The following is a 24,566-nucleotide window of genomic DNA, read 5'->3' on the forward strand; positions in this document are numbered from 1 at the left end:
AAGACCATCACCATGAATCTGATCCTGCAGGGCCTGGACGGCGATAGCGCACGCCTCGAGCGCATCGCCGCGCTGGCCGCGCCGACGTCCATCACGCGCCTGGGTCCGAACGCCGTGCGCTGCGAACAGATCGCCTACTCGCCCGCGCTGCGCCCCACCATCGAAGTGGCGGCCCAGGCGGCGCAGCTGGACGCCACCTACATGATGGGCCAGCGCGAACTGGCCGAATTCAAGCTCGTGGCGATGGACATGGATTCGACCCTGATCACCATCGAGTGCATCGATGAAATCGCCGACATGCAGGGCCTCAAACCGCAAGTGGCGGCCATCACGGAAGCGGCCATGCGCGGCGAACTCGATTTTGCCGCCAGCCTGAAACAGCGCGTGGCCCTGCTCGAAGGCCTCGATGCGTCGGCCCTGCAGCGCGTCTACGACGAGCGTTTGAAACTGTCGCCGGGCGCGGAAGCCATGCTGGCGGCCGTGCAGAAAGCCGGCCTGAAAACCCTGCTGGTGTCGGGCGGCTTTACCTTCTTCACCGAGCGCCTGAAACAGCGCCTGGGCCTCGACTACACGCATGCGAACGAACTGGAAATCGTCGACGGCAAGCTGACAGGCAAAGTCATCGGCGGCATCGTCGACGCCGAGGAAAAGCAGCGCACGGTGGAGCGCGTGTGTGCGGAGCTGGGAATTTCCCCATCCGAGGCCATCGTCATGGGCGACGGCGCCAACGACTTGAAAATGATGGGCATCGCCGGCCTGTCCGTGGCCTTCCGCGCCAAGCCCGTGGTGCGCTCGCAGGCCGACGTGGCGCTGAACTTCGTGGGACTCGATGGCTTGCTCAATGTATTGACCTGAGTTGACTCTCTCTGGCGGACGGTGCGCGCAGGGATGCATATTTTTGCTATATTGCAAACTTATGATCATTCCGCCAACCCACCGTGAAAGTACACCGCATGCCGCCACCGCTGCCAGAAGAGATACAACGCCACCTGGATGTGTTTGTCGCCGCCGCGCAAGGCGCGTTTGGTGACGACCTTGCCGCCGCCGTGCTGTTTGGCTCGGCCGCCGATGGCCAGGTGCGCGCCACCTCCGACGTCAACCTGCTGTTGCTGCTCAAGCGCTTTACGCCGCAGGCGGCCGATGCGCTGCGCGGGCCCTTGCGCCTGGCGCACGCCGCCATCGATCTGCAGGTAATGTTCCTGCTCGAGAGCGAATTGACGCAGGCCGCCGACGCCTTCGCCGTCAAGTTCGCCGACATCATCGCGCGCCACAAGGTGCTGCATGGCGCTGACCCTTTTGCCAGTCTGCACACCAGCCGCGACGCCGTGCTACGCCGGCTGCGGCAAGTGCTGCTGAACCAGCAGGTGCGCATGCGCGAACGGTATATGCTATTGAGCCTGAATGAAGAACAGCTGGCCGGCGCCATCGCCGACGCGGCCGGCCCGCTGCGCTCGGCCGCAGCGTCCCTGGCGCAGCTGGAGGGCAAGCCTGGGCTGTCTGGCAAGCAGGCGCTCGAAGCGTTTGTCGACCAGCTGGGCGAGCCGGCCCTGCACACGGCCCTGCAAGCCATGTCGGCGGCGCGCGAAACGGCGCGCCTGGCGCCGGGGCAGGCCCTGCCCGCCTTTACGGGCTTGATGACGATTACCGGACACTTGCGCGAACACGCGGAGCAGATGCGGTGAACGGCTTCAATCCCTTTGACTGGAGCGGGCCCTGGTTCCTGCTGGCCTACCTGATCTTCGGCGCGCTCGTGTATTACAGCGTGCGCGAACTGCTGATACGCATGGAATTGCGCAATCCGCACGCCCAGCTGTCGCTGGCCGATGATCCCTACCGCATCGCCTTCCTGCGCGGCGGCGCCCTCGAAGCCGTGAAAATTGCCGCCATCGTGCTGGTCGACCGCGGCTTGCTGCGCGCCGATGGCCCGCTGCTGGAAACGGCCAGCGCCGACAGCCTGCGCTTCGCCAGCCATGACATCGAACGCGACGTGCTGCAGCTGTACCTGGGCCGCCAGGGCCACAGCAAGGAACTGGCCGAGCAGGCGGACATGCTGCCATCGTGCCGCGCCTACCAGGACACCTTGACCCGGCAGGAATTGCTGGTCGGCCCGCCGCTGCTGCGCCGGCGCGAACGCATCACTTGGCCCGCGCACTATTTGCTGCTGACGGTGGCCGCCGTCAAGGCCGTCATCGCCATCAGCCGCCAGCACTACAACCTGCTGTTCCTGGCGCTGCTGCTGGCGATCTTCCTGCTCATGCTGCGCGGCTTGCGCACCCAGCCGACCAGCTGGAGCGCGCAGCGGCTGCTGACCGACCTGCGCATGCTGTTTGGCCGCCTGAACATGCGCGCGGCGCGCCTGCAGGCGGGCAGCAGCAGCGCCGACATGGCACTGCTGGCCGCCATCTTCGGCCTCGGCGCCCTGCCCTTGTCCGTGTACGCCTATGTCGCCGAGCTGTACCCGGTACCCCGGCAAAACACGGGCGGCGACTCGTCATCCGGTGGCACGGGCGACTCGTCATCGGGCGGTGGCGATGGCGGTGGCGGCGATGGCGGCGGCAGCGGCTGTGGCGGTTGCGGCGGTGGCGGCGGCTGTGGCAGCTAGCCAGAGGGCCGCACGCGACCGCGTCGGCCTGGGCTGGCGCGGCGAACTGGCTGCCGGCATCCTGTCCAACCTGGCGCAGATCGACGTGCTGGAAGTGATCGCCGACGATTACTACCACGCCTCGGGCGCCGGCATCGCTGCCTTGGGCAGCCTGGCGCGCCAGGTGCCTGTCAGCCTGCACGGCGTCGGCATGGGGCTGGCGTCGACGATTCCCGCCGACCCGCGCCGCCTGCATGCGATGGCGCGCCTGATGCGGCAGGTGCAAGCCGAATCCTGGTCCGAGCACCTGAGTTTCGTGCGCGCCGGCGGCGTGGAAATCGGCCACCTGGCCGCGCCGCCCCGCACGCCCCAGAGCGCCGGCGGCGCAGTGGCCAATATCGCGCTGGCCACGCGCATCGTCGGCAGCGCGCCGCTGATGGAAAACATCGCCACCCTGGTCCAGCCGCCCGCCAGCACGATGGACGAAGCCGCATGGCTGACGCAAATCGTCGACGGCGCGCAAGTGCCGCTGCTGCTCGACCTGCACAACCTGTATGCGAATGCCGTCAATGTTGGCGAGGCGCCGGAGGAATTGCTGCTGCGCTTTCCCCTGGACAGGGTCGGCGCCGTGCACCTGAGCGGCGGCCACTGGATAGCCGCGCCGGGCGGCGGCCAGCGCCTGCTGGACGACCATCTGCACGACGTGCCGCCCGCCGTCTTCGCCTTATTGACCCAGCTGGCGCGCCATGCTCCCCAGCCCTTGACGGTGATCGTCGAACGCGACGGCAATTACCCGTCGTTCGAGCACGTGCTGGGCCAGCTGGAGCTGGCGCGCGCGGCCTTGCGCGCGGGGCGGAGCGCATGAGCACCCCCGCCCTGGAAACCTATCTGGCAAGGCTGTACACGGACGACGTCCTGCGTGCAGCCTTCCTGCTCGATCCCCATGCGCAAGCCTTGCTGCATGGCTTGTCGCCGCAGGAAGCGGAGGCGATGGCGGCGATCGATCGCGTCGGCCTGCAAATGGCGGCGGCCAGCTATCGCGCCAAGCGGTCCGCGCACGGTAGCAGGGCCACGCCGGCGCAACCCTGGTGGCGCCGGCTGCTGGCTGCCTGGACCTGACAGCCTACAGGTGCCACAGCCGCAGCGGCAGCAGTCCCCACCAGGCCAGCACCAGCAGCAGCTGCAAGGCCGCCAGCAAGGCGACCCAATCCCATTTCGCCCAAGAACCCGCCTCGGCCGCCGTGCCGCGGCTGCGCCAGCAGCGGGCCAGGCCGAACGCCGTCGCCAGCGGCAGCGCACCCGTCGCCAGCGCCAGCAGCACGCTGGCGATGGTGACGTCGCCCAGGCGCAGATAGGACTGGAAATAGAAAAACGGCAGCGGCAGGAGCAGCGCCAGCAGCGACAGCAGGGGCGCAAACAGATGGTCGCCCCGCCCCAGGCTGCGCCGCGCGGCACGCCACACACCCACCACCAGCACATACAGCAAGCCGGCAGCGCCCAGCGCCAGGCTGCCCCACAGCACCAGCATGCGCAGCATCGACGCCCGTTCATAGCTGCGCAAGCCGTCGCTGAGCACATGCTTGCCATCCTCCTGCATCAGCACGTGCGACGGCGTGCTGCGGTCGCTGGCGCGGAACAGCAGGCCGCCCACCGGTTCCAGTTCCTTCGGTTCACCCTGGAACGGGATCAGGAACAGCGATTCGCCATCCCATTTCAGGCGCGTAAAGCCGAAAACGGCATCGATCCAGGCCATGCTGGCCATGGGGCTGGGCGACGGTACGTAGACGCCCTGCCAGTTTTCCACCGTGGGCGCGGGCGTGCCGTGCGGGGCCGGCGCGCGCAGCGGCAGTTCCAGGTCGCGCAGCAGCAGGCGGTTAAAGCGCTCATAGTCGGCCTGCTCGGCATCCGTGTTGAAGGCCACGAAGAAGGCGCTGTCCTGCTCCGGATAGAGGCACAGCATGGCGCGGAAACCCACGGCCGTGCCAGGGTGGCAGGCGCCCACCACATTGTGGCGGTCGCGCACGGCCAGGGCCAGGCCGTGGCCTGTTGCCAGGCCCGCCTGCGCCGCATCCGTGCCGGCCGGTTCGGATAAGGCACCCATCAGCGCCAGGTCGATGAAGCGCTTGCCCTGCAGCTTGCCGTCGCCCATCAGGAATTGCGCCAGCTTGGCCATGTCGGCCGCCGTGGTGGTGAATTGCGCGGCCGGACGCAGGTATTGCGGCACTGCCGGCTGCGCCACGCCATGCTCGAAGTGGCCCATGGCCAGGCGCGGATCCGCCTGCGCGCCCGCCTGCGTGCTCATTTGCGTGCTCATTTGCGTACTCATTTGCGTAACATAGGCAAACGTGCTGTCCGCCATGCCCAGCGGCTGCAGCAGTTGCGCATCGAGATAACGCTCGTACGGCTGGCCCGTGACCTTCTCGATCACCATGCCCAGCAAGCCATAGCCCATGTTCGAATACGCATAGCGGCTGCCGGGCCGGGCGCGCACGCGCAGCAGATTGCGGTCGCCGTCAAAGGCGGCGGCCAGCGGCGTGTCCGGTGCCGGCTTCAGGCTGAACGCCTGCCAGAAGCGCACATTATCGAGGCCCGAGGTGTGCGCCAGCAGGTGGCGGATGCGCACGGGGTCGCTGGCTTGCCACGGGTTGTTCAGCGCCAGTTCCGGCAGCACTTGCTGCAAGGGCGTGTCGAGCGTGAGCCGGTCTTCGCTAACCAGGCGCAAGATGCCCAGCGCCAGCGCCACCTTGCCCACGGACCCCACCTGCATGCGCGTGTCCGCCTGCATGGGTATCTGCCTGGCGGCATCACGCAAGCCGGACGCGCCGACCTTGACCGTTCCGTCAGGCAAGACTTCACTCCAGACGGCGCCCGCCAAACCCTCTTCCTTCAAGCCGGTGGCAAACTCCGCATCCAGGGGCGCGCCGGCGGCATGGGCCACCGTGGCGCACAGCAGCAAGGCCGGCAAGGCCTTACGCAGCCATGACCTGGCGCACGCGGCCAGGGTGGGATAGCGATCTCGTTTCAAATGTATTCTGCCTTTTTGCATGGACTGCGCTGCCGCGCCGCTTTGCTTGTTACAATTAAAAATTGAGCAACGACGGGAGCTTTCATGTCACAAGATATTATTTTGGATACCCAACTCCAGCAGACCAAAAACCTGGCCTGGTGGTTGTACCTGATACATGGCGCCAGCTTTGTGTTTTCGCTGGGCGCGTTTTCCTTCATTCCGCTCATCATCAATTATGTGAAGCGGGACGAGGCGGCCGGGACCTTCGTGTACAGCCATCACAGCTGGATGATCCGTTCCTTCTGGTGGTATGTGGCCTGGATCGTCGTCGGCGCCATCCTGTGGATCACGCTGATCGGCATTCCGCTGGCGTTCCTCGTGTGGGGCGTGGCCTGGCTGTGGAAGGCCTACCGCTTGCTGCGCGGCTTCCTCGACCTGAACAACAACAAGCCCGTGCCCATGTAAAAGGTGCTTCGCGGCAAGCCAACGGCTTGCCGTTTCCTACATCGCCGCGAACGCCCGTTCGATATCGGCGATCAAATCCTGCGGATCTTCCAGTCCCACATTCAGGCGCACCAGCTGGCCCGGCAACTGCCAGCCCTTGCGCATGGCAGCGATGCGGTACGGCATCACCAGGCTGTTGGCGCCGCCCCAGCTGTAACCAATCTTGAACAATTGCAAGGCATCGACGAAGCGGTCCGTCTGCGCCTCCGTGTAGCGGGCATCGAACAGTACGGAAAACAGGCCGCCCGCGCCCGTGAAATCGCGCTGCCAGATGGCGTGGCCGGGGCAATCGTCGAAAGCCGGATGCAGCACGGTGGCAATCTCGCTTCTTCCCTTGAGCCAGGCAGCCACCGCGCGCGCGCCCGCATCGTGAGCGTCGAAACGCAACTTCATGGTCGGCAAGCCGCGCAGCACCAGGTAGGCGTCGTCCGCCCCAACGCCCATGCCCAGACGCATGTGCGCCAGCGCCAGGCGCTCGTGCAGCGCCCGCTCGCGCGTAATGAGCGCGCCCATCAGCACGTCGGAGCCGCCCGACTGGTATTTCGTCAGCGCCTGCATGATGATGTCCACGCCCAGGTCAAAGCCGCGCAAGGCCAGGCCCGCCGACCAGGTGTTATCCAAAGCCACCAGCACGCCGCGCGCATGGGCAGCCGCGCAGATGGCGGGCAAATCCGGCACTTCCATCGTCACGGAACCGGGTGCTTCCGTCCAGATCAGTTTGGTGTTGGGCTGGATCAGGGCGGCGATGCCGGCGCCGATGAGCGGATCGTAATAGCGGGCCGTGATGCCGAAATCCTGCGCCAGCCAACGCCCCAGTTCGCGGTTCGGGTTGTAGATATTTTCCGGCAATAAAACGTCGTCGCCCGTTTTCAGCAGGGCAAAATCCGCCATGGCGATGGCCGCCAGGCCCGACGGCGCCAGCAGGCAGTATTTCCCCCCTTCGATCTCGGCCAGCCGCGCTTCCAGGGTGAAGGTGGTGGGCGTGCCGTGCAAGCCGTAGGTGTAGGCGTTTTTCTCTTTCCAGTCGCCCGAACGCATGGCCGCCACGTCCTTGAACAGCACGGTCGATGCGTGATGGATGGCGTTCGGAAACGCGGCAAAGCCTTGCGGCGCCTGGTAATCGCTGTGGATCAGCGCGGTCTGGGGAGATTTGGTCTGGGTCATGGCGTCGGGAAATAAAAAAAGGCGGATCCGCAATTGCTGATCCGCCTTGATTGTAAGGGCTTTGCGCCCTGCACGCCGTACACCTGACAGAGTGTTACACCTGCATAAAAAACGTTCAGGCCAAGGCGCGCTGCCGAAGACAGTAGCATACTGTACGGCAAGGCAGCGCAACGCCGGCATGGCGGTTTTTTACTCGGCAGCGCCCCACAGGTCGTGCGCATCGGCCGAGGTGATCGTCACGTCGACGAATTGACCAACCGTCAGCTTGCGGTGCGGCTCGAATGGCGGCTTCACATACACGACGCCGTCGATTTCCGGCGCGTCGGCGGACGAGCGGCCCACGCCGCCGGAGCGGGTGACTTCATCGATCAGCACGCGCACGGTCTTGCCGACCTTGGCTTGCAGGCGTTTCTTGGAAATTTCTTCCTGCAGCAGCATGACGCGGCCGCGGCGCTCTTCGCGCAGCTCTTCCGGCACGGGATTGGCGATGGCGTTGGCCGTTGCACCTTCGACAGGCGAATAGGCGAAGCAGCCCAGGCGGTCGATCTGCGCTTCCTTGAGGAAGTCGAGCAAGTATTCGAATTCTTCTTCCGTTTCGCCAGGGAAACCAGCGATGAAGGTCGAGCGTATCGTCAGGTCCGGGTTGATGGCGCGCCAGGCCTGGATGCGGTCGAGGTTTTTCTCGCCGCTGGCCGGACGCTTCATGCGTTTGAGCACGTCAGGGTGCGCATGCTGCATCGGAATGTCGAGGTATGGCAGGATGTGGCCGCCGCTCATCATCGGGATGATCTGGTCCACGTGCGGGTACGGATACACATAGTGCAGGCGCACCCAGGCGCCGTAGGACTTGGCCAGTTCGCCCAGCGCTTCCGTCAGCTGCGTCATGTGGGTTTTCACGGGACGGCCATTCCAGAAGCCGGAACGGAATTTTACGTCCACGCCATATGCGGAGGTATCTTGCGAAATGACCAGCAATTCCTTGACGCCAGCCTTGAACAGGTTTTCCGCTTCGATCATCAGTTCGCCGATCGGGCGCGAGACGAGGTCGCCGCGCATGGACGGGATGATGCAAAAACTGCAGCGGTGGTTGCAGCCTTCGGATATTTTCAGGTAGGCATAGTGCTTCGGCGTCAGCTTGACGCCTTGCGGCGGCACCAGGTCGAGGAATGGCGCATGCGGTTTCGGCAGATGGAAGTGGACGGAATCCATCACTTCGGCCAGCGCGTGCGGGCCCGTGACGGACAGCACTTTCGGGTGCACCTTCATGATGATGTCGTCGCCGGCAGCATCTTTCTTGGCGCCCAGGCAACCGGTCACGATGACTTTACCGTTTTCAGCCAGCGCTTCGCCGATGGCGTCGAGCGACTCTTGCACGGCAGCATCGATAAAACCGCAGGTATTGACGATCACCAGATCGGCGCCAGCGTAGGATTTCGCCGTTTCGTAGCCTTCGGCGCGCAGTTGGGTCAGGATTTGTTCGGAGTCGACCAGCGCTTTCGGGCAGCCGAGCGAGACAAAGCCCACTTTCGGCGCCGCACCTGGCATGGCCAGCATGGCCTCGGGCTGGGCGGAAGGAACGGGAATACGGTGAATTTCAGACATAGTTGGCAGCTAGTAAAATGGTGAGGCGAATCGGCTATTGTACCCCGAGCCGACCCTTGCTGGCAGAACTATGCTGTTTTGATGACGCCGATACAACTCACGGGCGATCGAATCGCCCGGTGAGCGTGTGGCATGGATTACTTTTTGTCCGTTGGCGGGACCGGCGGAACGAACGGGAACGTGCCGAACAGATTCTTGCTCTGGCTCTGCATCTGTTCCTGCATCTGCACGAACAGGCTCTTGCTCTGGTCGATGTAGTTGTTCATCATGCCTTGCATCATCGGGCCCTGGACATTCATGAACTGGGTCCACATTTCCGGGCTGAAAGGCTTGCCTTCGAAACTGCCGGCCGACGTGCCCGTGAATTTGTGCTGGATATCGGTGAACGCTTGCACGTTCTTTTCCAGGTAGGATCCCATCATGCCCTGCATGGCGTGGCCATAGTAGCGGATGATCTGCGACAACACGCTGCTCGAGAACATGGGCGCGCCGTTCGCTTCCTCTTCCAAAATGATTTGCAGCAAGATGCTGCGCGTCAAATCTTCATTGGATTTGGCATCGACGACGGTAAACACCTCATTGTCCAACACCAGCTGCTTGACGTCCGTCAAGGTGATGTAGGAACTGGTTTGCGTGTCATACAGACGGCGGTTGGGATATTTTTTAATCAGGCGGTCTATACTTTTTTTTGCACTACTCATCACAAGTTCCACTTATTGCGCCGCAGCGCGTACAGAGTTAATCCGAAAAAAAAGCGAACGTGGGTCCGCTTTCGCACCTGCCTACTTTTTCCATTATAGAGTGGAAAATGGCTCCATTGCACATCAGGGTAGTAGATTCCCATATTTATTGCAACGCAACTAAAAGTAGATTCCTGACAAGACCGGGGATTACGCCGGTCTTGCCTGGCGAGAAGCTTTTGTAAACTAGTCCGCCCTGACTTTAACATACCGCCCCGGCGCCGGCTCGATTGCCGCGTGGCGCTTGTTGCCCGGCTTGCCTGGCGCCTTCACCTGCGCGCCGCCGTGTTCGGCCAGGAAGGCCGCCCATTCGGACCACCAGCTGCCCACGTGCTCGGTTGCACCTTCCATCCACTGCTCGGCACTTTGCGGCTTCGATTTGGCCGTGCGGGGCTGGTCATTACTCCAGTAGCTGCGCTTTTTCTTCGAAGCAGGATTGATCACGCCGGCGATATGGCCCGAAGCACCGAGGATGAAGCGGTTGGCTTTCGGCTTTTTCGGGTTCAGCAAGGCCGTGCTGGCATAGGCCGCACCCCAGGGCACGATATGGTCTTCGCGCGAACCGTAGATGAAAGCAGGCGCGTCGATGCTGCTCAGGTCGACCTTTTCGCCGGCCACCGTCAGCTTGCCCGGCACTTTCAGGCTGTTTTCCAGGTAAGTGTTGCGCAGATACCAGCAGAACATGGGACCCGGCAAGCCCGTGCCGTCGCCATTCCAGTACAGCAAGTCGAACGCGGGCGGCTCCTTGCCTTTCAGGTAATTCGATTGCACGTAGTTCCACACGAGGTCGTTCGGCCGCAGGCTGGAGAAAGTGCTGCCCAGGTCGCGGCCCGACATCAGGCCGCCCTTGGCCAGGGACTGCTCGCGCAGCGCCACTTGCGGCTCGTCGATGAAGACGTCGAGCGCGCCCGTATCGCAGAAATCGAGAAAGGTGGTCAACAAGGTCAGGCTGGCGGCCGGATTTTCGCCCCGCGCCTTGAGCACGGCCAGCGCCGTCGAGACGATGGTGCCGCCCACGCAAAAGCCGAACATATTGAGCTTGTCCTGGCCGGAAATGTCCTGCGTGACCTGAATGGCTTCGATCACGCCTTGCTCGACGTAATCGTCCCACGTCAGGTGCTGCATGCTCAGGTCAGGATTGCGCCAGGACATCAGGAACACGGTATTGCCCTGCTCCACCGCATAGCGCACGAGCGAGTTTTCTGGCTGCAAGTCAAGGATATAGAATTTATTGATGCATGGCGGCACCATCAGCAGCGGCCGCTGGTGTACCGTGGGGGTCGTCGGCGTGTACTGGATCAGCTGGAACAGCGCGTTCTCGAACACCACCGTGCCTGGCGTGGTAGCCACGTTGCGCCCCACTTCAAAGGCCGATTCGTCGGATTGCGAAATGCGGCCCTTTTGCATGTCGGCCAGCATATTGCTCAAGCCCTTGGCCAGGCTCTCGCCCTTGGTCTCGATCAGGGTTTGCTGGGCGTCGGGATTGGTCGCAAGAAAATTGGCGGGCGACATGGCGTCGACGATTTGCTGCACGGCAAACGCAATCTTTTGCTTCTGGTGCGGCGTCGCTTCCACGGCGTCGGCCATGGCGCTCAGAAACTCCGCGTTCAGCAGATAGGCTGCCGCATTGAAGGCCGACAGGGGGCTGGCGTGCCAGGCGGGCGCGGCAAAGCGGCGGTCTTTCAGCTCCGGCGTCTTGCCGGCCATAAAATCAGCCCACAAGCCCGTCAGTTTGGCCACGTAGGCATTTTTCAGTTGCTCGATCACTTCCGGCTTGATGCTGGCACCTGCATCCTGCAAAATGCCGGCAATCGGATTGCCCTGGGGCTGCGGTACCATGTTGAACCACGTCTTCCACTGCTCAGGATTGCTGATCTGCGCCATCCATTCTTTGGTCATTGCTTGAGGATCGGGCATGTTCATAGATGTATGTAAGTCCATTCAAGATTGAGGGACGCCGAACAAAACCTACTGCGCGTCGGAATAGGCGGCCTGCGATGCTCACCGTACTAGAGTACGGTTGCGCTTCTTAGCCACCTCTCCCTTCCGCTCGCTACGGTTTTGTTAGGCGCCGAAACGTAGTCGAAAAATAAATACTTTAGGATCACCTGCATGCAAACTTTTACTCACTGCCAATACCGATGATGCTCATGACCGCTGTTGCCTGGATCTATGTCGTCGGCCTCATGGCGCTGACAGAACCGTCCATCGTCGCCGGGGTGATGACCTTCGTGCTGTACTGCGTCATCCCCCTGTCCATCCTATTCTATCTGACGGGCTCGCGGAGACGCAAACGCAAGGCCGAGCTAAAAGCCCGCGCACTTGCCTCAGCAGACGATAAAACAAAAACGGCAGACACATAAGTGTCTGCCGTGCAGATTATTTGCGCCAGATCAAGCTGGCCTGTCTTCCCGTGACGCCATCGCGCCGGTACGAGTAAAACTGCGCCGCATCGCTGACGGTGCAATATTCCCCGCCGGCCACTTGCGCCACGCCATCGCGCAGCAGCATGGTGCGTGCCAGCGCATAGATATCGGCCAGGTATTTACCGGGCTTGTCGGCGATGGCGGTGAAGGCACTGGATAACACTTGCCGCTCAACATCATCGCACGCGCCGTTGCGGAACGCTTGCAGCACGTCCTGCCCCACTTCGAATTGCCGTGGGCCGATGGCCGGCCCCAGCCACGCAAGGATGTCCGTCGCGCCTTGCGCGCGCATGCTTGCCACCGTGCGCTGCAAAACGCCGTTGGCCAGGCCGCGCCAGCCCGCGTGGGCCGCACCGACAACCAGGCCATCCGTCGAGCAAAACAGCACGGGCAGGCAATCGGCCGTCATCACGACGCACACGGCGCCAGACTGTGTTGCCACGCTGGCATCGGCGTCCGGCACATGGCCGTCCAGCTTGCCGGCATCGGCCACGGCCACGCCATGCACTTGCGACAGCCAGGCCGGCTCGGCAGGCAAGATGGCGGCCAGCCGCGCGCGGTTGGCGGCCACATGCGCGGGATCATCGCCCACGTGCGTGCCCAGATTCAAGCCACCGCCGCCCTGCCCGTCACCATATGGCTCCTGGCTGACGCCGCCCACACGCATGCTCGACAGCGCGCCCACGTTCGCGGGCAAGCCGGGCCAATGGGGAATAATGCAAGGCAACGGTGACGTCATCAGACCTGTTCCGGCTCGGGAATGCCGGCGGTGGCGATCAGTTGCGCGAAGTCATCGGCCAGCGGCACGATCCACTCGCACGCTTCCAGGGTACCCGGATGCACGAGACCCAGGCGGCGCGCCTGCAGCGCCTGGCGCGAGAACACGGACACCAGATGCTGCTTGCCATACACGTAATCGCCGACCAGCGCGAAGCCCAGATGCTGCATGTGGACGCGGATCTGGTGCGTGCGGCCTGTTTCCAGACGGCATTGCATCAGGCTCACGGGACGACGGTCGAGTTCGCCGCTGCCGATCAATTCATAGTGCGTGATGGCAGGCTTGGCGGTGAAATTCTCCGAGACGGCCATCTTGACGCGGTCGCGCGGGTGGCGCGCGATGGACGCGTCGATGGTGCCGGCCGCCTTTGGCGTGCCCCACACGAGCGCGAAATACTCACGCTTGACGGTGCGCGCCTGCAACTGGCGCACCAGGTCCGTTTGCGAAGCGAGGGTCTTGCCGACCACCATCAGGCCGCTCGTGTCCTTGTCCAGGCGGTGCACGATGCCGGCGCGCGGCACGCCCGCCAGTTGCGGGCAGTGGTGCAGCAAGCCGTTGAGCAGAGTGCCCGACCAGTTGCCGGGGCCCGGATGCACGACCAGTCCGGCCGGTTTGTTGATGACGATGATATGCTCATCTTCGTGCACGATGTTCAATTCCATCGCTTCCGGCTTAAAAGCCTCGTCTTCCGGCGCACTTTGCGGCAGAATGACGATCTTCTCGTCGCCATAGGCGGTCATGTTGCGTTTGGCAACTTTTCCATCGACGGTCACGAAACCGGCTTCCAGCCACAATTGCAAGCGGCTGCGCGAGTATTGCGGCACCAGCTGGGCGATGACTTTATCGAGGCGGTGGCCGCAGGCGTCCGGCGTCAGTTCCAATGTAATCGGGGCCATTTCCTCGAAGACGTCGTCGGCGGCAAAATCGCCGTCAAACGCCTCTTCGGCAGCATGGTCAGAAAGGGAGTCAAACGCGGGGTCAGCCAAATTAGGCTTCGGAGTTAATATCACAGCATTCCCATCGGCTATAATCAGCCTATTGTAAAATCTTGGTTAAAACCTTCTTGCAAAACGTCATGCAAAAAAAATTATCGTTGGTAGTCGCTTCAGTCGTTCTGCTCGGCATGTCCGCTTGCAGCTTGTTGCCAGAAAAAGTGGATGAGACCAAAAACTGGTCCGTTACGAAATTATACTCGGAGGCGCGTGAAGAAATGGCCGGGCAGCACTATGAAGCTGCAATCGGCCTGTTCCAGAAGCTGGAGGCTAACTATCCTTTCGGCAACTATGCTCTGCAAGCGCAGATGGAGATCGCTTACGCGTATTATAAGTCGGGAGACCAGGCGCAGGCACTGGCTGCCGTCGAACGCTTCATCAAGTTGCATCCGAACCACGCCAATGTAGACTATATGTACTACTTGCGGGGCCTGATCAGCTTTAATGACCAGATCAGCTTCCTGAACTTCCTGTACGAGCAAGATCCGACCGAGCGCGATCCGAAAGCCACGCGCGAAGCGTTTGCGGCCTTCAAGCAACTGGTCGACAAGTTTCCAAATAGCAAATACGCGCCCGATTCGCTGGCCCGCATGAACTATTTGATCGATGCCATGGCGAAATACGAAGTGCACGTGGCGCGCTATTACTACCGCCGCGGCGCCTACCTGGCTGCCGCCAACCGAGCGCAAACGACGGTCAGCGACTTTGCCGCCTCGCCGGCCATCGAAGAAGCGCTGTTCATCATGTACCGCTCGTATGACAAGCTGGGCTTGACCGACCTGCGCGACGATACCTTGCGCGTGCTGACCAAGAACTACCCGAACACGGCATTCCTCAGCCCGGAAGGGGTGAACAAGGAACGCAAGTGGTGGAAGTTCTGGCAGTAAAATGAAAAAAACCGGAGCTTGCTCCGGTTTTTTTACTTATTCGCCTACCTTGCGCCGGAACACCCAGCTCTTGTCGTTCGACGCTTCCGGCACGAAACCGTAACCGTCGACATCGAACTGCTTCAGTTGCTGCGGATCGCGGATCTGGTTGACGGCCGCATAGCGGGCCAGCATGCCGCGCGCGCGCTTGGCGTAGAACGAGATGATTTTATACTTGCCGTTCTTCCAGTCCTCGAACACGGGCGCGATGACGGGCACGTCCAGCTGGCGCGGCTTGACGGATTTGAAATATTCTTCGGAAGCAAGATTGACCAGCACCTTGGCGCCCTGCTCCCTGGCTGTGCGGTTCAGGCCGTTGGTGATGGTGTCGCCCCAGAACGCATACAAATCCTTGCCGCGCGTGGTCGACAGCCGCGTGCCCATTTCCAGGCGGTGCGGATGGATCAGGTCAAGCGGGCGCAGCAAGCCGTACAGGCCCGACAGGATGCGCACGCGCGACTGGGCATAGTCGAGCTGGGCCGGCTGCAGGCTGCGCGCCTCGAAACCGGCATACACGTCGCCATTGAAGGCCATGATGGCCTGGCGCGCTTCCGCCAGCTGCGGCGTCCAGGAAGCGTAGCGGGCCACGTTGAGGGCCGACAAGGCGTCGGAAATGCCCATCAGGCTGCCCACTTCGGCCGGGGAAAACTGGCGCATGCGCTCGATCAGCTGGGCGGAATGGTCGAGAAAATCGGGGGTGCTGTGCAACGAGGTTGTTGGCGGCGTCTCCAGGTCGAGACTCTTGGCGGGCGAAAGCACGATCAACATAAATTATCACTACAGAATAGAATTGCCGACATGATACCTGCTCCACAAAAACTCGTCCTCGACACCAACGTTTGCCTCGACCTGTTCGTCTTCAACGACCCGCGCTGGGCGCCCCTGCTGGCGGCCATGGAAAGCGGCGCCGTGCATGCCATCACGCGCGAAGATTGCCGCGCGGAATATCTGGTCGTGCTGCATTACAAACATTTGCCGCTCGATGAAGCCAGCCGCGCCATTGCCGCCGCCCGCTTCGACGCGCACATCAGCGTGGTGGCACCGCCCGTGTCCGGCGTGCGCCTGCCCGTCTGCACGGACAAGGATGACCAGAAATTCCTCGAACTGGCGCGCGACGCCAACGCCGACATCCTCATCACCAAGGACAAGGCCCTGCTGAAACTGGCCCGCAAGACGGCCAAGGCCGGCATGTTCAAGATCATGGTGCCGGAAGGCTGGGCCTTGCCAGGCTGAGCCGCCAAAGCCCCACACGCAACGGGGCGCGCTGCGCTAGAATGGGACACGATTCCACTTTCCGCACCGCGACCCTACCGTTCATGAACAGCCCGTCCCTGCCCTACACGACTCCCGCCCTGACCAGCCGCCTGCCTCTCGTGGGCACCACCGTGTTTACCCGCATGTCCAGCCTGGCGGCCCAGCATGGCGCCGTCAACCTGGGCCAGGGGTTTCCCGACTTCGATTGCGCGCCACAACTGGTTGAACTCGTCAGCGACGCCATGCGCGCCGGCCACAACCAGTATCCGATGATGACGGGCGCCGCGCCCCTGCGCGAGGCGATTGCCGCGAAAATCGCCAGCCTGTACGGCCACAGCTATGACGCCGGCACGGAAATCACCGTCACGGCCGGCGCCACGCAGGCGCTCACCACGGCCATCCTGTGCTGCGTGCACCCGGGCGACGAAGTCATCGTCATCGAACCGGCCTACGACAGCTACCTGCCCGCCATCGCCCTGGCCGGCGGCGTGCCCGTGCTGGTCTCCATGGAGGTGGGTGAACAGGGCTACAGCGTGCCGTGGGACAAGCTGGCTGCCGCCGTCAGCAACAAGACGCGCTTGATCATCATCAACACGCCGCACAATCCGACGGGCACGATCTTGCGTCCCGCCGACGTGGCCGCCCTTGCCGACATCGTGCGCGGCACGCAAATTCTGATCTTGTCCGACGAAGTGTATGAACACATGGTATATGACGGCGTGCGCCATGAGTCGCTCGCGCGCAACGCGGAACTGGCGGCGCGCAGCTTCATCGTCTCCAGCTTCGGCAAGACGTATCACGTGACGGGCTGGAAGGTCGGCTATGTCGCCGCGCCAGCCTCCATGACGGCGGAATTCCGCAAAGTGCACCAGTACAACGTGTTTACCGTCAACACGCCGATGCAGTACGGCCTGGCCGGCTACATGGCGGACCCGCAGCCCTGCCTGGACTTGCCCGCGTTTTACCAGCGCAAGCGCGACTTGTTCCGCGACGGCCTGGCGGGCAGCCGCTTTACCCTGCTGCCGGCCGACGGCACGTATTTCCAGTGCGTGCGCTACGATGCCATTTCGCAAGAGACCGAAGCGCAGTTCGCCGAATGGCTGACGACGCAAATCAAGGTGGCCGCCATTCCTGTCTCCGCGTTTTACGCGCAGGGCAAGGAATCGGGCATCGTGCGCTTCTGCTTTGCCAAGAAAGACGAGACCTTGCGCCTGGCGCTGGAGCGCCTGCGCAGCATATAACCGAGCACTGAACATGGCTTCGCTGCGGCGGGGCAAAGGATGACAGATGGTACAGCGTCGCATCGGCCCGGCCGACTTGGTTCCCGGCGAACCCCTGCCCTGGGATTTGTTTTTGGCGGACCATAGTGCCGGCCCGCAACTGCGCAAGGGACAGATCATCACGGACGGCACGCAACTGGGCCGTTTGCTGCAACTGGGCTTGTACGTGGGCGCGCCGGAACAGCCGTCCGTCTTGCGCATGCTCAATGAAGCGGCGCAGCGCCTGGAACGGCTGCTGATGGCCTTGCGCAGCGAAAACAATGCCGAGCGCGACGTGCGCGACATCGCCCGCGAACTGCTGCGCGCGCTGGAACACGATGCCGATATCTCCCTGGCCAGCATCCTGCTCAACCAGATCGCTGGCAGCTACGCCGTGCGCCACTGTATCGAAACAGCCTTGCTGGCCATGCTGGTGGGCCGCAGCATGCACAAGTCCCACGATGAACTGTTGTTGATCGGCGCGGCCGCGCTGACGATGAACGTGGGCATGCTGCGCCACCACGACAGCTTCCAGGACCGGCGCGGCCCCCTGAACGACGACGAAATGCGCATCGTGCGTCTGCATCCGCAGGAAAGCACGGAATTGCTGCGCTGCGCCGGCGTCGACGACGAGGAATGGCTGAGCTGTGTGCTCCTGCACCATGAAAACGACGATGGCAGCGGCTACCCGCAGGGGCGCACGGCCGATGAAATCCTGCAAAATGCCAAGCTGATCGGCCTGGCCGACCGCTATTGCGCCCGCGTTTCCGCGCGCAACTATCGCCGCTCCATCGTACCCGACCAGGCGCTGCAGCACATCTTTCTCGACCAGGGCGTGCCTATCGACCCGCTGCTGGGCGAACAGTTCGTCAATCTGCTGGGCAAGTATCCTCCCGGAACGTTGGTGCGCCTGCGCAGCGGCGAACTGGGGGTGGTGACGCAACGAGGCGCCGGCCACGTGCATCCGCTCAGCGATACGCTGGGCGCGCCGCTGGCCGCCGCCCAGCTATCGCAGATGACGCCGCGCGACACGGGCGACAGCCAGTTCGCCATCGTTTCCTCGCTGCACGAAGACGATGCCGGCATGCATTTCAGCATGCGGCATGTGTGGGGCGATGAGGCGCGGCTGTAGGCTGGCTAGGCAAGGCCAGCGTCAAACTAAATCTCAGCTTACGGTTTCGGCGGACGGATGCCCGTGTACTGTGCGCTGACCAGCAGCCATTGCTTGTCGACAAGCCGAGCGACATAGCCGGCGCGCAGGGCGAAGGTGCGGGCGCCCCCCTCCTGATTGAGACGGTAGGACAGCCGCGCCGAGATGAGCGCCGTATCGCCAAACAGGCGCACCACCGGTTCATCGACCTGGAGCTGGGGACTCGGCCGCTTCTGCTCTGGCGCATAGAAGGACAACATTTTTTCACGCCCGTCCACCTCGCCGACCGGCGATATTTCCACATAATTCTCCGCCGTGATGGCTTTCAAGGCAACTTGATCAAAGTTATTCTGCGCCTGCGCATGGCGCTGCACCAGAGCCACCAGTTCGGCATCGCCGGATGCCGCGTTCGCGTTACCGATCACGCCGAAGGCGCCAAGCAGACAGGTGGAGAGGATATGTGGAACGGTCAATTTCATGCGTATTCATCCTGGTCAAGGTCATGGGGAAGCGTCCGTTGATTGCTGCGGCAGTATCGAACACTCGCTTGCGGGCCGCGCATCGCGAAAAAGCCCACTGTATGCTATCCCCTTGTCCTTTTCTGGCGCATGCCATTGCGACAAACCGCTCGATTCATGGATTGAAATGCGATTTCGCCGGTTCGGGATGCGCATGGCGATGCGTTTCAAAGACGCCCGCAAGCCATGCCTCAGCTCGTGCTCCCAGGCGCATCCAGCACCTTCTGTTTTAAATCAAGGTTGAGTGCCCACTGCTCTTCCACGGGAATGGCGCGCCGCGAACTGGTCTTGAGGGCCCCCTCTTGCGTCCACAGAAATGGATAAAAATTCAGGCACAGGTCGCCGGACAAGGGCAATTCATCAAAGCCGTGCGCCTCGCCAGGCTGCCGACCGTAAAACTGCCGCAACTGGCTGGTAAAAGCCCATTCGACAAACGCCGTGTAACCGATCTCCAGCGCTTCCCACTCCAGTGTCTCGGGGGCCAGGTAATAAAGCTGGCCCTGATCTGGGCCGAGCGCGCCGCCATTGAGGGCAAAAAAGCCGCCGAGCACGTCGTCGGCCACCAACAGAAAACCCTCGGCCTTTCCTTCGTTCCAGGTAGCAATGTTGCGCTCCAGCTTGCCATGGCCCGAGCCCAATATGCGCAGCCAGCCGTCATCCACCAGGATGCCCCCGGTTTCATAGGCTATCGCACCGAGGGGAGAACGCGTGGTGATCTGCAGGCTCAGCAGCACCTCCGCCCTGCCGGCCGAGGGAGGCAGCAATTCCACCGGTATGTCGGCCTCGCTGGCCCATTGCTTGATCAGCGCAAACGCCGGGTCTTCACTATCCAATAATTCATTCAATGTACGCATGGCACCTGACCTTATCGATGACCGCTTCCTGCGGTCGGAGTATGCATGGCGACGCTGGCACTGTCTGGCGGGCGGCGCCCGTCACCCTTCATTTTGCGGACGTCAAATACGCCCGCAAGCCATGCGTGAGCACGAAAGGAAACACGCTCGCGTGATCTTCATCCGCAAAGACGCGCAAGCGCGTCTTCAGGCCGGGGAACTTGCGCGATGTCAACTTCCCGTCGAACTCGCGCAAGTCGGCCACCATGTCAGCGTCCTCTTCCGAACGCGAACGCTTCTTGCCCGCCGCCAGCTTTTCCAGGCCGCCGATGCCAAAGAATACGGACGCCGGCAAGTCCTTGTGGCTGGCGGCATACGCCTGTTCGCGGTCGAACATGACGCCAGCGTCGTACCACAGCGACGGACTGCCGAGGATGTAGTGCTCGAAGGTGCGCGGTTCCGTCAGCAGGAATTGCAGGCCCAGCAGGCTGCCGTAGGAATGGCCGATAAACACCTTGCGCTGCATGTTGACGCGATAGTTGCTGGCGATGAAGGGAAATACTTCGCCCGAGATGAACTGGCCATACGCCTTCGCTTCGCCGAACGCCGGCTGCCGCCCAGGCATGTCCGAGCGGTACTCATGCTTGCGCGGCGTGGTGGGCGTGTAATCGCGGCGGCGGCTGTACACCCCACCATCGCCGTTGGCGTACGACAAGCCGACCACGATGACTTCTTCCATTCCCGCATGCTTGTTCAGGCGCTGCGCGATATTGCGCACGACGGGAAATGCATAATTGGCATCGGTGACGAACAGCACCGGATAGCGCTTGTTCCCCTGCCGGTAGGAATCGGGCAAGGCCACATACACCTGGTAATCGCGCTTCAGGGCTTGCGCCCGGATGTCGCGTACTTCCGTATTCTCAAGAACGTAGTTGGCAGGGGCGCTGGCGGGGGCTGCCTGGGCGCTGCCGGCCAGGGTGCTGCCGGCCAGGCAGCACAGGACGATAAGCAGACTGAGAGGCTTCAAGCTGTTTCTTTCATTGAGGTAAAGTTACTTCGCAGTCGCCGCCGCCAGCTGCACCAGCTTGCGCTCGACAAATGCCTGCAGTTGCGGCGACAGGGTTTGCAAGCCCTTGGCGCGCTCGAATGCCTGGCGCGCCTGGGCCGGGTGGTTGTCGGCTTGCAAGGCAATGCCGAGGCCCATCCACCAGACGCTGTTGTCGGGCGCCGTCTGCAAGGCCAGCTGATAGTGGTCGGCCGCTTCGCGGTAGCGCTGTTCGCGCTGCAGCACGCCGGCCAGGAAGGCGTGGTATTCGCCGCTGTCGCTGGCGTACGGCAAGCTGCGCGTCAGGGTATCGAGGGCCGCCGCGCCGCCGTTGGGCTTGTCCAGCTGCAAACGGGCCAGCATCATCGCTTGCGCCGGCTGTTTCGGGTCCAGCGCCAGGCTCAGCTGTAATTGGCGGGCTGCTTCGTCGGGGCGCTGCGCTTCCAGCAGCAGGCGCACCAGGGTTTCGCGCGCACCCTGGTGGCGCGCGTCCAGCTGCAGGGTCTGCTGCAAGGCCAGCATGGCGTCGGACACGCGGCCATCTTGCAACTGCGCCAGCGCGCGCCGGTATTCATTCTCCACGCGCTGCTGTGGCGTGACCTGTTTTCCGTCGATGATGCGCTCGCTGGCGGACAGTGCCGGCGTTTTCATCACGGGCGCGGCGGCAGGCTTGGCGGGGTGTTCCTTGATGCGGCGCATGTCGGCGACAGGCAGCCTGGCTGGCGCGGGGGCAGCTTCCTCGGCCTGGAATACGGGTTCGGGTTCAACCGCCACGACGGGCGCGGGTGCAACGGCGGCAGGCACCGGTACCGATACTGGAACCAACACCGGCGTGCTGGCCACGCTGACCAGCACGGGCGGCACGGCCGGGCGCTTCAGGTAGACCCAGCCCAGCGCGATGGCGGCGGCCGTCAAGCCGGCGGCGCCGCCGAAGACCAGCGCGCGCGAAACGCCCCGCTCGCGTTCGGGCACGGAGCGGATGCCGGCCGCGTCGCCGCGTCCATCGGGGGTGCCGCGCGCATCGAGGTCTTGCAACATCTTGTTAATCAGGCTCATCTACAGGCTCATCTTCGTCATCGGTTCAATAAAGTCCAGCTCGCGCCGCAGGCGGCGGCCAGCACGCCGGCACCGGCCAGCCACGGCCATGGCCGCCGCCACAAGCGGCGCGGCTTGCTGGCCAGGGTGTCGCTGGCGGCCAGCGCCACGTGGCGGGCGCCCACTTGCTGCCGTCCTTCGCCATACGCCACCATCAGCGCCTTGTGCGCCATGATGTTGATCAGGCGGGGAATGCCGCCGGAAGCCTGGTACAGCTTGCCCACGCCGCCACGGCTGAACAGGCGCGCGCCATCGAAACCGGCCACGCGCAGGCGGTGCGCCACATAAAAATCCACGTCGTCGCGCGACAGCGGGCCCAGGTGGTAGTGAAAGGTGATGCGCTGCGCCAGCTGGCGGATTTCCGGCAGGGCCAGCTTGACGTCCAGTTCGGGCTGGCCAAACAGCACGATTTGCAGCAGCTTGCGCTTTTCCGTTTCCAGGTTCGTCAGCAAACGCAAGGCTTCGAGGCTGTCGACGGGTATCGCCTGCGCCTCGTCCAGGCATAGCAGCACGCGCTTGCCTTGCGCCGCCAGGTTGAGCAGGCGCAGGTTGAGGGACTTGAGCAATTGATGCTGATCAGCATCTTTCTCCAGCAGCACATCGAGGTCATCCGCCAGCGCCAGGATCAGCGAGCGGGGCGGCAAGTTCGGATTCGGGATGTAGGCCGTGACGAAGTCCGGCCCCAACGATTGCATGAACTTGCGGCACAAGAAGGTTTTACCAGTGCCCACTTCGCCAGTGATCTTGATGAAGCCCTCGCCATTGCGCGCCGCCACCAGCAAGGTGTTGAGCGCCTTTTGCGACTGCGGGCCGTTGAAGAAGAAACTGGTATCGGGCGTGAGGCCGAACGGCGCCTCGCGCAAGCCGAAATGGGCCTGGTACATTTAGCGCCGCTCCGACGGACGGCGCGGGTCGAGCGCCTCGATGCGCTTGCCCGAATCGAGCAAGTCCTCGTTCCAGCTGTTCGCGCCGTCGACGATGGTCGGCTTGATCAGCACCACCAGCTCGCGCTTCTGGATCACCTGCCCCGTGTTGCGGAACAGCGCGCCCAGCACGGGAATATCGCCCGCGCCCGGCACTTGCGAGCGGTCCGCCGTGGTGGCCTGGCGCATCAGGCCGCCGATGGCGACGATGCGGCCATCCTGGCTGCGCACCATGCTGTCCATCTCGGACGTGCTGGACGCGGCCAGCGGCAGTTTCAGCGAGCCGGCGCTGCCCAGGTCGATTTCCTTGCTGATGGTCGACACCTGGCTGACGGACGGGTGCACGTGCAGGATGATGTTGCCATCCGCATCGATCTGCGGCGTCACGTCCAGCACCACGCCGGAAAAGAACGGTTGCAAGGTCACGTTGGGGCTGGTCGTCGCGCCGCTGGCCGTCGTATTCGTCGTGGTCGACACGCCCGTCACGTAAAACTCGTCCGTGCCGATCTTCAGCACGGCCTTCTGGTTGTTCATGGTGGCGATGCGCGGGCTCGACAGCACGTGCACGGAGCCTTGCGATTCCAGGAAGGAAATCATGGCCGCGAAATTGGCCGTCTGGAAAGCCAGACCGAACATGGAACCGGCCGCGTTCGCCGCCGAACTGAGGCCAAAACCGCTGCTGGCCGTCAAGCCATTGCCATTTGTCATGTTGGGCGGCTGGCCGCCGTTGAACGGCAGCGGCGCCAGGGTGCCGCCGGGCTGGATGAAACCGGTCGAGATGCGGTTCGTGTGGCCGCTCTTGATCGAGGCGAACGAGGCCCAGTTGATGCCCGTCTGCGTGTTGTCATTGAGTTCGACTTCGAGGATTTTCGCTTCCAGTATCACCTGGCGGTCGACGGACAGCTGCGTGGCCTTCAAATACATGTCGACATTGCGCAACTCTTCCGGCATGGCGCGGATGACGATCACGCCCGACTGCGGGCTGAGCACCACTTGCCGGCCGCCTTCGGTGCTGCCGACGATGGCTTCCAGCGCCGCTTTCAATTCCGGCCAGAAATCGGCCGTCGACGAGGTGGTCAGGTTGCTGCTGTCCAGCGTGCGGCCGCCCTGGCCGCTATTCGTTTGCTGGTTCTGCTCGTTATTCTGGTTATTGCCCTGATTGTTATTGCCGCCATTGCCCGAGCCGCCCGAGTTGGTCGAACCGACCGAACCTACCGACGTCGACGACACGCGCAGGTTGGAGCTGCCGCGGCGCGCGCCCGTCAGGTAATTGACGTGGAACAAACGCGTCTGCATGGTCAGGGGCTTGATGTAGATCTGCGTGCCCTCGACCTTGTAATCGTAGCCATACAGTTCGCGCACGGCGTCGAGCGCCTGGAACAGGGTCACGTCCTTCAGGTTGGCGGAAATCGTGCCGCCGATGTCGGGATGGACCAGCATGTTGTAGCGCGTGCCGGCCACGATGGAAGTGAAGAACTGGCGCGCCGGCACATTGTTGAAGGCCACGTTGAAGCGCTCGTCGAGCGCGGCGCGGGCCTTCGGCAATTGCTGGGCCAGGGCCGCCACGGGCGGCAGCAGCGCCGCTTCCACGGCGTCCGGCTGGGCCGCTGGCGCCGTGGTGGCCGCCGCGCCCTTGACGGCATCGGTGATCGCATTATAGGTGTCGCGCTTGACGGGCGCGACATTGCAGCCGCCCAGGCCCAGGCTGACGCTGATGACAGCCGCCATCGTACTGATCTTGAACATGCTCGCCTTGTGTTGATTGAGTT

General features: G+C 63.1%; 25 protein-coding genes. 11 read left to right on the forward strand and 14 right to left on the reverse strand.

Going from position 1 to position 24,566, the window contains the following annotated elements; translation table 11 throughout:
- The first annotated feature begins 12 nt into the window (after positions 1 to 12).
- From serB to CSQ93_RS07560, 5 genes are all read left to right on the forward strand, one after another.
- Positions 13 to 855, forward strand: a complete 843-nt coding sequence (serB, locus tag CSQ93_RS07540) for a phosphoserine phosphatase SerB (protein WP_099377576.1) — start codon at positions 13 to 15, stop codon at positions 853 to 855.
- Between the two features lie 98 nt (positions 856 to 953).
- Complete coding sequence (locus CSQ93_RS29740; protein ID WP_099377502.1) at positions 954 to 1,682, forward strand: nucleotidyltransferase domain-containing protein; 729 nt, start codon at positions 954 to 956, stop codon at positions 1,680 to 1,682.
- A complete protein-coding gene (locus CSQ93_RS07550) occupies positions 1,679 to 2,602 on the forward strand; it encodes a TIGR04222 domain-containing membrane protein (RefSeq protein ID WP_099377503.1) in 924 nt (307 codons plus the stop codon). The genes CSQ93_RS29740 and CSQ93_RS07550 overlap by 4 nt, the downstream gene beginning before the upstream one ends.
- On the forward strand, positions 2,592 to 3,446 hold the full coding sequence (locus CSQ93_RS07555) for a DUF692 domain-containing protein (protein ID WP_158301167.1): 855 nt from the start codon (positions 2,592 to 2,594) through the stop codon (positions 3,444 to 3,446). Before CSQ93_RS07550 ends, CSQ93_RS07555 begins: the two co-directional genes overlap by 11 nt.
- Complete coding sequence (locus tag CSQ93_RS07560; RefSeq protein WP_099377505.1) at positions 3,443 to 3,700, forward strand: hypothetical protein; 258 nt, start codon at positions 3,443 to 3,445, stop codon at positions 3,698 to 3,700. The genes CSQ93_RS07555 and CSQ93_RS07560 overlap by 4 nt, the downstream gene beginning before the upstream one ends.
- A gap of 4 nt (positions 3,701 to 3,704) precedes the next feature.
- On the opposite strand, the gene CSQ93_RS07565 is transcribed toward CSQ93_RS07560, so the two are convergent.
- On the reverse strand, positions 3,705 to 5,606 hold the full coding sequence (locus tag CSQ93_RS07565; protein WP_158301168.1) for a serine hydrolase domain-containing protein: 1,902 nt from the start codon (positions 5,604 to 5,606) through the stop codon (positions 3,705 to 3,707).
- An 84-nt stretch (positions 5,607 to 5,690) separates the two neighbouring features.
- Between CSQ93_RS07565 and CSQ93_RS07570 the strand changes: the two genes are divergently transcribed.
- Complete coding sequence (locus CSQ93_RS07570) at positions 5,691 to 6,053, forward strand: DUF4870 family protein (RefSeq protein ID WP_099377507.1); 363 nt, start codon at positions 5,691 to 5,693, stop codon at positions 6,051 to 6,053.
- 36 nt (positions 6,054 to 6,089) lie between these two features.
- Here the strand turns inward: CSQ93_RS07570 and CSQ93_RS07575 are convergent, their stop codons facing one another.
- From CSQ93_RS07575 to phaC, 4 genes are all read right to left on the reverse strand, one after another.
- Positions 6,090 to 7,256, reverse strand: a complete 1,167-nt coding sequence (locus tag CSQ93_RS07575; protein ID WP_099377508.1) for a cystathionine beta-lyase — start codon at positions 7,254 to 7,256, stop codon at positions 6,090 to 6,092.
- A gap of 189 nt (positions 7,257 to 7,445) precedes the next feature.
- Positions 7,446 to 8,801, reverse strand: coding sequence for a 30S ribosomal protein S12 methylthiotransferase RimO (gene rimO / locus CSQ93_RS07580; protein WP_099377577.1), 1,356 nt, complete (start codon positions 8,799 to 8,801; stop codon positions 7,446 to 7,448).
- A 194-nt stretch (positions 8,802 to 8,995) separates the two neighbouring features.
- Positions 8,996 to 9,559, reverse strand: a complete 564-nt coding sequence (gene phaR / locus CSQ93_RS07585) for a polyhydroxyalkanoate synthesis repressor PhaR (protein WP_010399000.1) — start codon at positions 9,557 to 9,559, stop codon at positions 8,996 to 8,998.
- A 225-nt stretch (positions 9,560 to 9,784) separates the two neighbouring features.
- Positions 9,785 to 11,497 carry a class I poly(R)-hydroxyalkanoic acid synthase gene (gene phaC / locus CSQ93_RS07590; protein WP_233516092.1) on the reverse strand — a complete coding sequence of 571 codons (1,713 nt, stop codon included), beginning with the start codon at positions 11,495 to 11,497 and terminating at the stop codon, positions 9,785 to 9,787.
- Positions 11,498 to 11,739: 242 nt separating this feature from the next.
- Here phaC and CSQ93_RS07595 point away from each other — a divergent pair, with 242 nt between their 5' ends.
- Positions 11,740 to 11,961, forward strand: a complete 222-nt coding sequence (locus tag CSQ93_RS07595; RefSeq protein ID WP_307789224.1) for a hypothetical protein — start codon at positions 11,740 to 11,742, stop codon at positions 11,959 to 11,961.
- Between the two features lie 16 nt (positions 11,962 to 11,977).
- Here the strand turns inward: CSQ93_RS07595 and pgeF are convergent, their stop codons facing one another.
- Complete coding sequence (gene pgeF, locus CSQ93_RS07600) at positions 11,978 to 12,763, reverse strand: peptidoglycan editing factor PgeF (RefSeq protein WP_099377510.1); 786 nt, start codon at positions 12,761 to 12,763, stop codon at positions 11,978 to 11,980.
- Positions 12,763 to 13,788, reverse strand: a complete 1,026-nt coding sequence (locus CSQ93_RS07605; RefSeq protein WP_099377511.1) for an RluA family pseudouridine synthase — start codon at positions 13,786 to 13,788, stop codon at positions 12,763 to 12,765. Before CSQ93_RS07605 ends, pgeF begins: the two co-directional genes overlap by 1 nt.
- Before the next feature lie 89 nt (positions 13,789 to 13,877).
- On the opposite strand from CSQ93_RS07605, the gene CSQ93_RS07610 reads away from it, so the two are divergent.
- Positions 13,878 to 14,681 (forward strand): outer membrane protein assembly factor BamD, encoded by an 804-nt coding sequence (locus CSQ93_RS07610; RefSeq protein WP_099377512.1) that lies wholly within the window; start codon positions 13,878 to 13,880, stop codon positions 14,679 to 14,681.
- Between the two features lie 36 nt (positions 14,682 to 14,717).
- On the opposite strand, the gene yaaA is transcribed toward CSQ93_RS07610, so the two are convergent.
- Complete coding sequence (yaaA, locus tag CSQ93_RS07615) at positions 14,718 to 15,488, reverse strand: peroxide stress protein YaaA (protein ID WP_099377513.1); 771 nt, start codon at positions 15,486 to 15,488, stop codon at positions 14,718 to 14,720.
- A 30-nt stretch (positions 15,489 to 15,518) separates the two neighbouring features.
- Here yaaA and CSQ93_RS07620 point away from each other — a divergent pair, with 30 nt between their 5' ends.
- The 3 genes from CSQ93_RS07620 (at position 15,519) to CSQ93_RS07630 (ending at position 18,365) form a co-directional block, all read left to right on the forward strand.
- On the forward strand, positions 15,519 to 15,953 hold the full coding sequence (locus CSQ93_RS07620; RefSeq protein WP_099377514.1) for a putative toxin-antitoxin system toxin component, PIN family: 435 nt from the start codon (positions 15,519 to 15,521) through the stop codon (positions 15,951 to 15,953).
- An 83-nt stretch (positions 15,954 to 16,036) separates the two neighbouring features.
- On the forward strand, positions 16,037 to 17,215 hold the full coding sequence (locus CSQ93_RS07625; RefSeq protein ID WP_099377515.1) for a pyridoxal phosphate-dependent aminotransferase: 1,179 nt from the start codon (positions 16,037 to 16,039) through the stop codon (positions 17,213 to 17,215).
- A gap of 46 nt (positions 17,216 to 17,261) precedes the next feature.
- Entirely contained in the window at positions 17,262 to 18,365 is a 1,104-nt protein-coding gene (locus CSQ93_RS07630) for an HD-GYP domain-containing protein (RefSeq protein WP_099377516.1), read from the forward strand.
- A gap of 38 nt (positions 18,366 to 18,403) precedes the next feature.
- On the opposite strand, the gene CSQ93_RS07635 is transcribed toward CSQ93_RS07630, so the two are convergent.
- The 6 genes from CSQ93_RS07635 to mshL form a co-directional block, all read right to left on the reverse strand.
- On the reverse strand, positions 18,404 to 18,862 hold the full coding sequence (locus CSQ93_RS07635) for a nuclear transport factor 2 family protein (RefSeq protein ID WP_099377517.1): 459 nt from the start codon (positions 18,860 to 18,862) through the stop codon (positions 18,404 to 18,406).
- Between the two features lie 230 nt (positions 18,863 to 19,092).
- Positions 19,093 to 19,755: a DUF2625 family protein gene (locus CSQ93_RS07640; protein WP_099377518.1), complete on the reverse strand. Its 663-nt coding sequence runs from the start codon at positions 19,753 to 19,755 to the stop codon at positions 19,093 to 19,095.
- 88 nt (positions 19,756 to 19,843) lie between these two features.
- On the reverse strand, positions 19,844 to 20,761 hold the full coding sequence (locus CSQ93_RS07645; protein WP_099377519.1) for an alpha/beta hydrolase: 918 nt from the start codon (positions 20,759 to 20,761) through the stop codon (positions 19,844 to 19,846).
- A gap of 24 nt (positions 20,762 to 20,785) precedes the next feature.
- The gene (locus CSQ93_RS07650; RefSeq protein WP_233516093.1) at positions 20,786 to 21,835 is read right to left on the reverse strand and encodes a tetratricopeptide repeat protein; all 1,050 of its coding nucleotides are present in this window, start codon (positions 21,833 to 21,835) and stop codon (positions 20,786 to 20,788) included.
- Between the two features lie 17 nt (positions 21,836 to 21,852).
- On the reverse strand, positions 21,853 to 22,758 hold the full coding sequence (locus CSQ93_RS07655; protein ID WP_099377520.1) for an ExeA family protein: 906 nt from the start codon (positions 22,756 to 22,758) through the stop codon (positions 21,853 to 21,855).
- Entirely contained in the window at positions 22,759 to 24,543 is a 1,785-nt protein-coding gene (gene mshL / locus CSQ93_RS07660; RefSeq protein WP_099377579.1) for a pilus (MSHA type) biogenesis protein MshL, read from the reverse strand.
- Between the last annotated feature and the right edge of the window lie 23 nt (positions 24,544 to 24,566).

The sequence above is a fragment of the Janthinobacterium sp. BJB426 genome, assembly GCF_002735705.1.
Taxonomy (GTDB): Bacteria; Pseudomonadota; Gammaproteobacteria; order Burkholderiales; family Burkholderiaceae_D; genus Janthinobacterium.

What these genes read in the sequence shown, in the direction of transcription:
- serB (WP_099377576.1), top strand. Translation starts at nt 13, where the DNA reads ATGAATCTGATCCTGCAGGGCCTGGACGGCGATAGCGCACGCCTCGAG.
- CSQ93_RS29740 (WP_099377502.1), top strand. Translation starts at nt 954, where the DNA reads ATGCCGCCACCGCTGCCAGAAGAGATACAACGCCACCTGGATGTGTTT.
- CSQ93_RS07560 (WP_099377505.1), top strand. Translation starts at nt 3,443, where the DNA reads ATGAGCACCCCCGCCCTGGAAACCTATCTGGCAAGGCTGTACACGGAC.
- CSQ93_RS07570 (WP_099377507.1), top strand. Translation starts at nt 5,691, where the DNA reads ATGTCACAAGATATTATTTTGGATACCCAACTCCAGCAGACCAAAAAC.
- CSQ93_RS07575 (WP_099377508.1), bottom strand. Translation starts at nt 7,256, where the DNA reads ATGACCCAGACCAAATCTCCCCAGACCGCGCTGATCCACAGCGATTAC.
- rimO (WP_099377577.1), bottom strand. Translation starts at nt 8,801, where the DNA reads ATGCCAGGTGCGGCGCCGAAAGTGGGCTTTGTCTCGCTCGGCTGCCCG.
- phaR (WP_010399000.1), bottom strand. Translation starts at nt 9,559, where the DNA reads ATGAGTAGTGCAAAAAAAAGTATAGACCGCCTGATTAAAAAATATCCC.
- phaC (WP_233516092.1), bottom strand. Translation starts at nt 11,497, where the DNA reads ATGACCAAAGAATGGATGGCGCAGATCAGCAATCCTGAGCAGTGGAAG.
- CSQ93_RS07595 (WP_307789224.1), top strand. Translation starts at nt 11,740, where the DNA reads ATGATGCTCATGACCGCTGTTGCCTGGATCTATGTCGTCGGCCTCATG.
- pgeF (WP_099377510.1), bottom strand. Translation starts at nt 12,763, where the DNA reads ATGACGTCACCGTTGCCTTGCATTATTCCCCATTGGCCCGGCTTGCCC.
- CSQ93_RS07610 (WP_099377512.1), top strand. Translation starts at nt 13,878, where the DNA reads ATGCAAAAAAAATTATCGTTGGTAGTCGCTTCAGTCGTTCTGCTCGGC.
- yaaA (WP_099377513.1), bottom strand. Translation starts at nt 15,488, where the DNA reads ATGTTGATCGTGCTTTCGCCCGCCAAGAGTCTCGACCTGGAGACGCCG.
- CSQ93_RS07620 (WP_099377514.1), top strand. Translation starts at nt 15,519, where the DNA reads ATGATACCTGCTCCACAAAAACTCGTCCTCGACACCAACGTTTGCCTC.
- CSQ93_RS07625 (WP_099377515.1), top strand. Translation starts at nt 16,037, where the DNA reads ATGAACAGCCCGTCCCTGCCCTACACGACTCCCGCCCTGACCAGCCGC.
- CSQ93_RS07630 (WP_099377516.1), top strand. Translation starts at nt 17,262, where the DNA reads ATGGTACAGCGTCGCATCGGCCCGGCCGACTTGGTTCCCGGCGAACCC.
- CSQ93_RS07635 (WP_099377517.1), bottom strand. Translation starts at nt 18,862, where the DNA reads ATGAAATTGACCGTTCCACATATCCTCTCCACCTGTCTGCTTGGCGCC.
- CSQ93_RS07640 (WP_099377518.1), bottom strand. Translation starts at nt 19,755, where the DNA reads ATGCGTACATTGAATGAATTATTGGATAGTGAAGACCCGGCGTTTGCG.
- CSQ93_RS07650 (WP_233516093.1), bottom strand. Translation starts at nt 21,835, where the DNA reads ATGAGCCTGATTAACAAGATGTTGCAAGACCTCGATGCGCGCGGCACC.
- CSQ93_RS07655 (WP_099377520.1), bottom strand. Translation starts at nt 22,758, where the DNA reads ATGTACCAGGCCCATTTCGGCTTGCGCGAGGCGCCGTTCGGCCTCACG.
- mshL (WP_099377579.1), bottom strand. Translation starts at nt 24,543, where the DNA reads ATGTTCAAGATCAGTACGATGGCGGCTGTCATCAGCGTCAGCCTGGGC.